At 61.4% G+C, this 12363-nt stretch carries 1 protein-coding gene; it reads right to left on the bottom strand.

From position 1 onward, the window contains the following. Nucleotides 1–2 precede the first annotated feature (2 nt). Nucleotides 3–12284: a hypothetical protein gene (locus HP556_RS10600; RefSeq protein ID WP_175366969.1), complete on the bottom strand. Its 12282-nt coding sequence runs from the start codon at nt 12282–12284 to the stop codon at nt 3–5. Between the last annotated feature and the right edge of the window lie 79 nt (nt 12285–12363).

Here is a 12363-nt window from a genome sequence, read left to right as displayed (position 1 = left end):
CGCTATGCCCCCGCTCTTGCGATTGGATCAGATTGCGGCGCGGATGTGCCACGATAGACCTTCACGCGCGGTGATCGCCCGATGCCGAAGATCTGGTCGGCCAGGCAGCGGTCCATAAATTTCACCAGTCCGGCCTTGTCCTCCTGTGGGGCAGGCGCGAGTTGATCGATTGCATCCATGATTGCCTTGCGTTCCCTGTTGATAGGCGGCTGACGCAGCAACAGCGACCAGACGCGGAGGCTTCCCATGGCGTCGGGATCGAGATCCCTCAGCGCGGCGACTATGTCGGCGTGGAACAGCGCCTGGCAGGGCAGGTGCATTTCTATCGTGGTGGCAACGCCATCCTCAAGGGCGCCAAGATCGAGGATAGCAGTCGCCGTAAATTTCCGAGCTTCAACCGCCGTGATCAGTGCGGTGATCCTGGCGACCGTATTTGCGTTACTTGCATCGATTTTGATCGGGATCGCGACAACCACGTCGACGGAGTCCGGCAGCGTCTTGGTGGTAGCCAGGCGGTAAGCGGCTTTCGCGATCGAGCCGGACGCCGGCAGAACGGGCGGGTCGACAGATAACACGGTGTTGAGCGGCGAATATCTCGCAAAGCGGCTCTTGATCTCGTCGCGTCCCGCGATGACCCGACGCATTTCGGCGCAAATGGGTCCGGCGATCATGGTCTTGAAATCTGCCGCGCTGTAACCGGTCCTTGGGATCAGCGCACGGACGCTTTGGCGTTGCGTGACGCCACCTGCGCCGGCCGCGAGCGTCGGCCACGTCCATCCGCCGGTCTGGCTGATGCTGACGTCGGGTGGCAAGGTTGACGGAGGCCACGGAAGACCCGCGGCGAATTCGTCGCTGGTGAATTTTCTTGCCTGGTCTGCCGGTGGTGGCCAATTGGTGCGGGCCCAAAGATCAAGGAATTCCCAAATGCCCTGGGCCCCCACAACGGCCCGGTAGTCTTGATAGACATCTCGCCATACCGAGACAGCGGCGGTAAAGGCCGGCCAAGTCGTGATGGTGGGGGTCACATGCACTTCGAACGTCAATGTTGCAGTCGGCGCAACGACAGGCCAGATTCCGGCCGCGCCGAAATCTTCCGGCGCAAGCACGAATCCGCGCAACGGGTCGCCACCGCTTGCAGGGTCCGTTTCAGCAATCGATGGTGTGTACTTCTCCGACGGCAGGGTGGCATTACGTTTCACCAGCACCGACGGATAAAGTTTCCAGCATGCCCCGTTGTCAGAGGGCGCCTCGATGTGGACAGATAGCGGCGACGCCGGATCGAACAACGGGCCGATCAGGTTCATCCGAAAGCCTGATTCCGTGGCCAGCTGCCCGGTCACGGGTATCACCGGTCGCTGCTGACCGATAATGTCGAGTTCGGCCGATGCGGCTGACAGGCCGGCCTCATCGGTCGCAACCACGCCGATCTCGTAGCGTGCCACCGGATCAGGCAACATGAAGACGTCGGGAATGCTGTTCGCTTGCAACCAGATTTTTCGCGATTCCTGGGGCATTGAATCGAATAAGCGGGTCGCCGGAATTCCGAACGTTACCCAGACGCCAGGATTGGACGTGTCCACCCTTTCCACGGACCAGTCAGGTGGAGGCGTCGGGACGTTGATGTCGCCGGGCTTGGCCGGGGCGTTGGGCTTCCACGGTAGCGCGAGTTCGTAATGCCCTTCCTCGATCGTGGCGACAACCGGCTCCGACACCACCACGCCGGCCGAGGCAAACGCCGCGACATGAGTGCGGAAGAAGAACGGAAGCGATTCTGTGCGCAGCGCCAGAGCACCACGCCAGCCGTCGGTGTAGCGGCCGGGGACGAAGTCGGTCTTGCCTTGCGGCGCGGGCAATTGCGCAAGGCCGCCGAATTCGTCGCTGCTGTCGATGAGCTGGAACGGGATTGGGCGATGATCCCAGCCGCCAAACGCCGCCGTGGTGTCGATACCCGGTTGAAGGTCGTTGGCCCAGCTCTGCATCGGGAATTCACGCCAGAACCCGAACGAGACGGTCTCGAACGACAACGCGCCCTCGACGGTAACGTTGGCTTCGGAAAGCACTTCTTCCGGATGCCGCGAGTAAAGGAACTCGAGCGTCTTGCGTGGCGGCGGATCAGGGTCGGTAGCTGTGGCCGGCGGCAAAATCTCGATGCGCCGGGCGTCGATCAGGACTGGAGGCGCCAGCGGTTCGGTTCGCGGGATCACCACGTCGAAGAATCGCCGGCTCCAGTTCTCCTCGAACTTCTGCTGCGCGTCGGGGCTGTCAGCCAGTACGTCGGCCCAGGGTCCGCCGAGCCGTGGTGGCTTCGGCGGAACGTCGGGATCGGTTGCATGCGTCAAGGCATCGGTGAACGCCTCGTATCTTCCGAACGGACGCACGGCATACCGTTTCAGGCGCCGCTTGCGGTCATCATGTGTGAGTAACACCTCCATCGTGCCGTCGTCCGCCACGCCGACCCGCCAAGGGTCCGGACGCGTAACTTCCGCGATCGAGAATAGCGGCATCTTTTCCCGCTCCGGCGGTAGCGCCGGCCCGTGCGCGAAGAAGCGCCGTGTCCATTCTGGTATACGGGCTACCAGCGCCGGTTCGTCCTTTTCGTTCGGCCATCCGCCTGGCAGGCGTCGCTCCGCATAACTGCGGAAACGTTTGATAGCGTCACGCAAGGATTTATGCCCGCCGCGCCCAGCCAACGCGCGATGACGGCGTGCTGTCATCTCCGGGAAGCGGCCGAACGGCTGCACCATGCTGTCATCGGGTGAATCGATCTGTTCAATGTCGGCGCCGGTGATCCACGTCGTTTTGCTGAACGCGACCGCGGCATCGCCCAGGTTGACGGTGACGCGCGCGAGGGCGGCAATCCCGCCTTCCTTAAGTTTGCTGGTGTCGATCTCGAGCGTTTGCTGCTCGCCGGCTCCGTCGAGCATCGCCTCGCGCAGGTCCTTCACTGCATTGCCCGTCCCGGCCTTCGAAAGGGTCACGATCGGGCACTTCGCCAGTCCAGAAGTAAGGTCGACCACCTCTGCAATGGCTACTAGACCTTCGGCAGGATTGAGGCCGTTCAAATCAATCTTGATCTTCGAGTCGGATGTACGGTCCGGGAACGTTGACTTGATGGCGAAGTAAGCCTCAACCTTATCGATTGGTTGGCGGCTTGCGCCCCCTTGATCGCCGCTGTCGATCCAGGCTTTAGCGAATCGATCGATGGTTGGCCGCAGCGAAATCTGGACTAGCGACAGCGCCCTGTTTTTGAGAAGCGCAGCCGCTTCGTCGGCGACGAGACCGCTCAGTCCACCGTCGAACGAAGCTAGCGACATGGTTCCGCCGGCGTGGGTGATGATGTCGACGAACGGTGAGCCGATTTCAGCCATTGGATATCGGCTCAGGATCTCCGTAAAGGCGTTCTGTAGAACCTTCAGCGTCTCGGCGGGCGGGAGATATTCGCGGGCTTCGGTGTCGTAGAGCTTAAGGCCAGCCGCGAGTCCGAGGCTGCGCATGATGCTCCAGCCGTAGGGATCGCGCTGTACCGGCGTTTCGTCGAACCAGCCTCCGACCTCATTGGCTCCGATCTTGGGTGGCTGCTCCAGCACCGGTTCGTAACGGCGATACCGGGGTCCCGGCCTGTTCTGCGCCGCTACCTTGAACAGCTGCGGACCAGGGCCGGGCGCGCCCGCTGTTTCGCCGAGATTGATAACGAGCTTCGCCGTCGGCTGCGCGCCAGCGGCGACAGCGTGTGCATCGTCGAGCTGCAAGGCCAGCCGGCTGATCGCTCCCATGATCTGCTGGACGTCGTCCGCAGAATTTCGCGCCACATCTTTTTTTGGTGCTTCGAGTCGGTATTCGGCGATTGGGTTCGCCGACGGAAAATAAAAATTCTCGCCGAGTTGGAACCCGAGCGCCGGCACCTGGCCGGTCCATTCAGTGATGGAGAATTGGACCGAGGACCCGATGATGGTTGCCGGGTCCGATAGCCAGTCCTTGATTGCCGTTGCGGCCGTCTCGGCGAAAACCAACTGCGGGTATCGCTTGAGGCTCGGGCCGGCGTAGTACCGTGCCCAGTCAATGACGTCGGCGAGCACGGGGTGCATCGGTGGATCGAGATCGATCTGCCATTCGGCGCTGCCGATTACGATATCCGGTGCGCCGGTCGTCCCGGATCTAAGGGCCTGGACAATGATGTGCGCCTTGCGGAAAAGCGCGGGGGTCGTCTCGAAAGCGTTGCGAATTTCCGGCGCGTTCGTATTCCATACCAGGCTCTGAAGGAGCTCGCGCAAAGCTGCGATGGTCCATTTTGCCTGCAGCCCTCCCCGAGGCAGGGTTTCTTCGGCTCCGCCGGCAAGTTTGCGCCGTACTTCGCCGCTGAGTGTGTCGGTGATTCTGAGTGAAACGGCGATGCGTTCGGGCCGGCCGTTGAAAAGAAGTTCGGTCAGTACCGGTTCGTCGACATTGATCGCCAGCGAGCGGCGAAGGATCTGCTCTGGCCAGACGAGGAAGGATTCCGCCGGTGAATACCACGCACCCTGCCTGGTGGAGGCCGATGCTAGCAGCCGGCTGGTCTCGCTTGGATAGTGCGCTTCCATCTTGGCGAAATCAGTGATTTCGGCCGGATCGAGCTGCGCCAGCGACGGTGGCAATGCCTGGACGCGCGCTAGATGGCGGGCGGGCGGATCACGGGTGAAGATCATCATCAACGGCTTGCCGTTGCCGAAGGGGACCTTGCCGCGGACGGGCTCGACAATGAGTTTGCGATAGCCACGCGCGCGAACGCATATTTTGAGATCAAAGGTCAGGGTTTTCGTCGGATTGTCGATTTGGACGAGGCGGATCTGGCCTTTGGCGGCGTCGCCGGAATCGTCAAGCCGGTCGAGTGCTGCTAGGTCGCCGCCGAGATAGATCGCATCCATCATGTCGTCGAAGGAATGGATCCGCAGCGAACTTCCGGGATCAGAATCGACGGTGGAATTGCTGAACGGGTAACATAGCGTCAATGCAGTCGGCGCGGACGTCGCGCCTTCGGCTTCCCCGGCGACATCGAGTTCGAATATGTCGTATCCGCCAAAGTACAAAGCGTTCCGCTTGGCGCCATGATCCGCGGCCAGAGTATCCGATGCGGCGGGGCGGGCATTCCACCGCACCTTAGTGGCGACGCGGCGCGTAGCATCGCGGATGCGCCGCACCGGGGCGGTGCCTGTCGAGCCATCATTCCAGCCGACTAACTGGGCAAGCGTGGCACTCTTGTCGGGATGAAGGATCGCGATGCGGCCGGCGTCTCCATCGATATCTTCCGACAGCAGTGGCGCCGATTCGATTTTGACCGGGTGCTCGAATACTTCGACCGGTGCGGCGACCGTCGGCAATTTTTCCTCGGTACCGAGATCGTCTAGATCAATCAGGATCGTCGCGTCCGCTGGGCACCAAGGCGGCGCCTCGTCTTTGGCCGTGATATCCAGTCTGGGCTGGATCGCAAAGCGAACGCCGATCGGTCCGTTGTCGAGCCGATCTTGCGCCGTCCGTTTTGCTCCTATGGCCTTCGTGAAGCCATCCATGTCATCGATCGTGTAGCCCGGCTTCAGCGGCGCTCCCGCAATGGCGACCGCGGTCGGATCGTCGAAACTCGGCTCCTTGACCTTTCCCACTCCTGGTAGCGCGCCATCCGTCAGGGTGATGATGAAATCCCGGTCGGTCGGGCGCTTGATCGCGAAGTCCGCTGCGGAAGGCCGCGCGCGCGCGTCGCTCACCGCATCCGAACCGTAGAGGCCGATCGGAATTGCAAGCTCCTTGCGAACGCGCACGACGTAGGCGCGCGGCGACTTCAGATCGTTGCGCTTCTTCGGGTCGGAGCAGGTCTGATCGGCAGCGTCGTCGATACCGAGCGTAAAGGCCGGCACGCGAGAAACCGTCGAGGTGACATCGACGATAATCTGGTCCTTGCTCTTGCGATATTCGAAATGTAGCACGGCACGACTGACACCCTTGCGCGCCGGTTTCGCCGCTTCGGTCTGCAATGCCAGCGGCGTCGGAGGTCCGTCCGTGCCGGCGGTGTCGACCGGCACTACGATATAGCGCAGCACACTAGGGAGCGGATTCGGGAAGTTCGCCGGCGGTCCGACCGGTGCGGTTGCAGGTATGTTTGATGGCGGCAGCAGCGCGCGGCGCAACTCGTCAGGAAGGTCGGACAAATCGTCGACGAATTGCGCATTGGGCCGCACGAAACGCCAGACGAAATTGGCGGTGACGGGGTCGCGGACCAGACGCATCGGCCCTGCCGCCTTGGTCGTGATGTGCATCGGCTTGAATTGGCTCTCGAGGCGGTTCGGTGTCGTGACAATACGCTCGATCCGGTAGTGCTTCAGGTTGAATTCGGGATCGTTCCACACACCGGTCGACGCGCCGAATGCGGGCTCAAGGTCCCAGTCGAGTCGGATGCCGGTCGCGGTCGCTTCGACCATCGGATCGGCCAGCCTTGGCGCGCGCTCCCGGAACATCCGATCCGGAGAGTTGAACAGATGGACGTTGACGTCGAGCGTAGTGATTGAGCCGACCGCGGATTCCACTTTGAAATGAGCGGCGCGAGGTAGATCTGCCGCAGCCGGATCGAACATCTTGTCGATGTCGCTGCGTTTCACGACAAAGGCCATTCCCAACGTCCGGATGTCCAGGCCGACCTCGGGGGCACGCGCCTGCCAGGAAGCATCGGCGCCGGCAGCAAGTCTGGCTGCGGAATCGCACAGCGAGGCGATTGAAGCCGAGCGCCGCTCCTCGATGTCATTGGCTGCGCGAAACTCGACTCCGAGGTCGATTTGATCTCTGCCCGCCTCGGTCAGCACCTGAGCGGCAGCCTCGCGGGTGTCCGGCAGTCGCTCGGGGGCAGCCTTGATATGGGTGTCCAACGGCTCCTTCAGATCCGCCGCGCTGGCCGCGTTCGGTTGCCGAATGAAGCATTGTGACAGAAAGTGTCCCATTCGCAGCGATTCACTGCCATACACTGCGACCTTCCAGTTCAGATTGTAGGTCACCTCTACTGGATTGGCCGGAGGGGTTCCGATTTGCGCGGGCTGTTGCCCCGACTCGGCGTCAAGTCGCAGCACGTCGACGGGCGTCATCATCGGCGAGCCGTCTGGCTTCGTTCGCGTCACTATGCGCAAGGCCGCCGGGAAGACGCCATCGCTGGATTCAAAGATCGTCGGCGGCCCATAGAAACTGCTGAAGGACTGGCCGTTTTGGCTGGTCGGGAACTTGACGGCATCCAATCCGGTTTCGGTGTGATCTCGTGGCACGAAGACCATCACGAAACGCTCGTTGTCGCCGGCGCCTTGATCGCCGGCGACCGGGAACAGCATCGCCCAATACGCGGTCGGCTGCAGCGATCGTCCCTGCGGGGTCGGCACTGTGCTGAGATCCGTGTCAGCCACTGCGTCATGCTTGTCGAGCGCGTTGTCGGCAGCCTGATCCGCGTTTGCAGCGCGAGGTCCGCGGGGAAGCTCCGGCGCCGGCGGGGCGATGCCCTGTTCCGCGTCAGGCATTGCGACCGTGAGCCCGAGCTGCATGAAGCGCTCGACGCGCGCCCGTGCCTCGTCGAGGCGGCCGGGATTGATCGCAAACCCGATGCCGAGCCGGATGTGACGGCCGAACGCCCCAACGGCTACCGACGCCGAACCACGCGCGGCGATGCTGTCGGGCGTCGCCGCGGCCTCAAGCGCGATCGATATCGTCAGTGAAACCGAGAAGCCGACCTCAAGATGGATGTCGGTGAGGCCGACACTAAATTCGAGCCAGACGCGCACCTGCAATGAGAGCGAGATGTCGAAAGCGATCGAGCCGTAGAACAGTGTCTCGCTGAAGCGCTTGATCGAGATATAGGCGATGTATTTTGCCGCAATGGAGAAGTCCGCGCGCGCCACCACCGAAGCGCCGAACGAGCGGCCACCGACCTTGCCGCCGAACTGGGCGTAACCTCGGGCGCGGAAGGCGATGCCATACAGAAACGCGCCGTCCTCGATGCGGTTGACCATCCCTCCCTGGCAGACGATCTGGAAGCTGCCGCCCCCTTGTTTTTCCTCGAAAGTGAATCCGAGTTCGTAGGGCCAGCCGTATTCCTGATGAAATAGTCCAGGACGGATGTACGTCGTCGCCGACCACCGGATGTTCTTCATGGCCTTCATGATCGGCGCGGGCAGCTTTGGATGCGTGCCTTCGACGTCGCCCGTTCCATCGGCGATCATTCGGGCGAGGAATTCCTTGCGCGGGACCGAGAGATAAACGTAGCCGCGCAGGGTAGGGTTGTTGCGCCAACCGTCATTGGCGCTGGAATTGTGCCAGTCGGCATAATTGCGTGCGATCCAGACGCGCGCGTTCAGGAAGAACGTGAAGTCGCTGCGCAGGGCTGCGACGATGTCGAACAGGATCGGGTTGGCAAGCTCCTTCTCGCCGTCGGCATTGTATTCGGTTTCGCCCGAAGCCGTCGTGATCGTTATCAGGCCGCGCAGTGCCAACGTGACGCGGTTGCCGTCCGCCTCCGGTTCCCACGACTTTACCGAGGCCAGATTGCCCTGGTATTTCGAAATGTCGTCCAGAACCTTGATGAGTTCCTTAACGTTCGTCACCTGATCGGCGCGGTTGAAGGCGGCGAGCGTGAAGCGGTAGCCGAAGCCAAAGCCGACCTCGCGCAGATAGATCGGGCCGACCGGCGTTGGGATCTCGATCGAAAGGTCGTCGGCCTCGCCATAGAGGAAGAACGCCTGGCGCAAATCGCCGCCCGGCTTGCGAAGCTCGAGGAAGCCCATCGCGGCGGACATCGCGCCCCAGCCCTTGATGGTGAGCTTGCCGGAAGCAAGGAAGCCATGAACGGTGACGTCCTTTGGAAGGGCGCCCGGCGAATAAAGACTTGGTAGGGTGTCGTCCACGGTCATCGCCGTGCCTTCGATCGAGGCCGCACCGCCGAAGCGTATTCCGAGCGTCAATCCGTCGAAGCGGATTTGCGGAAGCGACTGTCCAGGCTTCGGCGGTGCAATCCACAGTTCGTGGAAATCGAAACGGGGGCTGAGGACGTCGCCGGCCTCGACGAAATTGACCTGTCCGGAGATGGACAATGCCGGTTTGCCACCGAAGGCCGGCGAAGCCGGGTGGAATCCGATGCCGCGCAGTTCGAAGTTGAAGAGATTGAAAAAGTTGAAGCGCTTAGCGGGAACCACGGCGACCTGGAAGCGGATCGCGCGCATCAGCATTGACGCGTCACGGGCGAGCGGCGCCTTGTCCAGGGTAATGGTGATACTGCCGAGATATTTCAGCAGCCCGTCGGTGAATTCGCCCTCCCGAGGCTGAAACACCGCCGTTCCCGTTAGGGTGAAGTAGAAATGGTAACCGGCGCCTTCGTTGGCAAAATTCTGAAACTCGAGGCCAAGGGCCGAGATCGTCAGCACGAAGCGGGTGGCGTGGCAGACGATCGGATCGTTGGCCTTGTCCAGTTTGGCTTCGGCGCTCTGCACGATCAGTGAGCCATCGCTGCCCCTTCCCATCGAGATCGAAATCGTGGCGTTGGCCTCGCCGACCAGTTCCGGAGGCAGTTGCCCGGAGCCTTTGATCGAGAATGCCTGGATTTCGCTGTTCTTGATCGAGAGCCCGCCGCCATCGAAGCGGAATGGCATGTCGACGCCGGCAAGCTGCACCGGCGTGTCACGGTCGACCTTAGCTGCCAGGTCGAGCCCGCTGCGCGACATGCCGAGTTCATCGACATGAAACACGATGCCTCGACCGCCGCTTGCTACCTGGCCATAGGCAAGGCTCAGCCGGGCTTCCGGAGCCAGAGAGAGCCGGACGTCCCCGCTAGAGAAATCCAGCGCGAAGAATGGAAATTTGTCGGCAGGCCAGGCGGGGTCTCTGGTCGCATTCAGTACGATGTTGCCGTTGAGCCCCAGCAAACTGAAATCCGACTCGTCGGCCTTGCCGAAGATGCGGACCTTGTCGCCGCCGGACAGCCTTATGCTGAAGTCGGTGAGGTCGATATGAACGTTAAGATCGAAATTAACGCTGGCATCCTTGATTTTCAGCGTCACGCTGATCGGCAGGTCGTACACGCCATTCGCGACGGGAACGGCCGTTTTCTTCGCGGTGACCTCGATATACTGGCCGAGTGTGTTGAGAAATTCGGGCGTACTCTGCTTGGATGATTGCAGGAACGGCAGCAGTCGGTCGGTCTGGGCCTCGATATTTACATCGACGGTCGACCAGTCGATCGGCGCATAGGTGATTGCACCCGTCATGCGCGAAACCTTCAAGCCCGTCGGCAGGCTGGTCCCGGCCGGCAGAGTGAGCGGTGTCACCTGAACGGTTGCCTTGCAGGCCTGCATGAAATGGGCTTTGCCGCTGCTTAGGCGGATCAACGCAATCGCGGTGGTCGCCGTGAACTTGGCTGTGGCCTGGATCAGCCGCTTATCGTGCCGCTTGCCGTCCTTGTCAGTATCCCGCAGGGCTTCCACGCCGGCGTCACGCGACAGCCAGAGGTCCGTCCCCAAGGTTGCAAGCGAACCATTTGCCGGCGCCACGGCTAGCAGCGCGACGCTTGGCGATCCATCCAGATCGACGACGAGCATCGGATGCCAGTCCAGCGGTATGTCGAGGCTGAGGCCGAGTTCCTGGCCCAAAAAACTCCCGCCGGGCGGGTTGACCCATGCCGGCGTGACGACGATCTGGCGCAACGCATAGCTGCGCGCGTCGAGCCGCACCTCTACCATGAGCGCGATGCCTAGGCCGCTGCTTCCGAGGCCCTTGATCGCATCCCACAGCATCCGCGTCAGTTTCGCCAGGATCTCGCCTACGGCTTCGGAGACACCGAGCAAAGCACTGGCGGCGGAGCCGGCCTGCTGCGCCAGCCAGCGCACCGCCGCAGCCATCATGTCCGCGAAACGTTCGAGCACCTTGATGACGTTTGACAGGTCGGGGACGTTGGGCCCCTGAATATGGAGCGCCGACACGAACGGGATCAGCGCCTGGGCAAGATGGGCCTGGGCGGTTAGGGCGACTAGTTTGACCGGATAGGGCTCGACGATCTCCAGCTTTGTCAATTGTCCTGACGACGTCCCAGTGGCCGCGTCGTACGTCTGCGAATAGGCGGCGTAAACGGCAATCAGCAGCGCAGGATCGTTCTTGGCGCGGATGAGGATGCGCGGCATGTCGAGTGTGGCGGTGAGGCCCACGGCCGTCGGATGCGCAAGGTCGACCGCTGGAATCTGAATATTGAGCGTCGAGGCGGCCAGTTCGATCTTGAACGGCAGAGCATCGGGCTTCTCGATGATCGTCGCTGGAATATCGATTGGCGCCGCCGCGGGGGCGACAGTTCCGTTCAGCGACAACCTGCCAGCAGCATCGAGGGTGATGCCGAAGTCCTCGATCTTGGCAATATCGGCAGCGTGTCCTCCATTTTCGTAGATCAGTGTACCATCACCAAGCTGCGTCTGACTGGTTGTGATCTCCAACTGCTTCTGGGCGTTAATCGCTAGTATGATTTTGGGCCTGGTAGCCCATCGAATGGTTATCGGCGATTTGCCGAGGTTAAGTTTGGGAATCGGCAGGTCGAACTTGAACAGGTTGAGCAAACCGCTCAAATCGAGCGATGGCCAGCTCAAGCTGGACCACGGGATTTTCGGCCAGCGCAAGTGCAGCGCAGGGAATTGGGGCAGGGGAGGAAACGATATCGAGGGTAACAGTTCGACCACTTCATTGCGGGTCAGCGAAACCTCGAAGCCGAAGACAATTCCGGCGGTTCCGTTTGTTACCAATATCTGGCCGGTTCCGTTCAGCGTCGCCGTCAGCAACGGCGTATCATCCTGACCCGCCTCGAAAGCTGCGAGGTCGATCCCAAGATGGGCCTCGAATGCTCCAGCGCCCGCGACCGGTAGCCCGCTGATGCCGAAAAATCCTGCGGCTGCAAGGTCGATCGATATGTTCTGAAGCGCTTCCCGCAGCTTGTCGCGTTCGGCCTCGGCTGCCGCGGCCAGCGCGAATTTGGCTTCGTCTCTCAGTTTCTTGATGTCTCCCTGGATCTTGCTCCAAGATTTCAGCTTCCATGCACTGAGCGTGACATCCGCATCGGCGATCAGGATTGATTCCTGCGGATGGTTCGGCGTCTGCGACGCATGGTGCGGAATATCAAACGGGGTGATTTTGATCTTTGCGCTGGCTTGCTGCGCAGTGACAAGAAACTCCTCCACCTTGAACGGATCGTTCGGCGTCAACCCTACGATGGTTAGTGCATTAGTTGGGCCGGAGAAAAAAACGATGCTCTCTGCCATCCACGTCCTCCGTGCCGGCATTGAGTTGGCGAAATAGGCCAACAATTTTTAGTTGTATTTTTTATTCAATCATAAATGA

It is taken from the genome of Tardiphaga robiniae (genome assembly GCF_013359755.1).
In the GTDB taxonomy this organism is placed as follows: Bacteria; Pseudomonadota; Alphaproteobacteria; order Rhizobiales; family Xanthobacteraceae; genus Tardiphaga; species Tardiphaga robiniae.
Note: the sequence above shows the minus strand (reverse complement) of the source record. Positions and strands in the feature narration are given on the sequence as shown.

What these genes read in the sequence shown, in the direction of transcription:
- HP556_RS10600 (WP_175366969.1), bottom strand. Translation starts at nt 12,284, where the DNA reads ATGGCAGAGAGCATCGTTTTTTTCTCCGGCCCAACTAATGCACTAACC.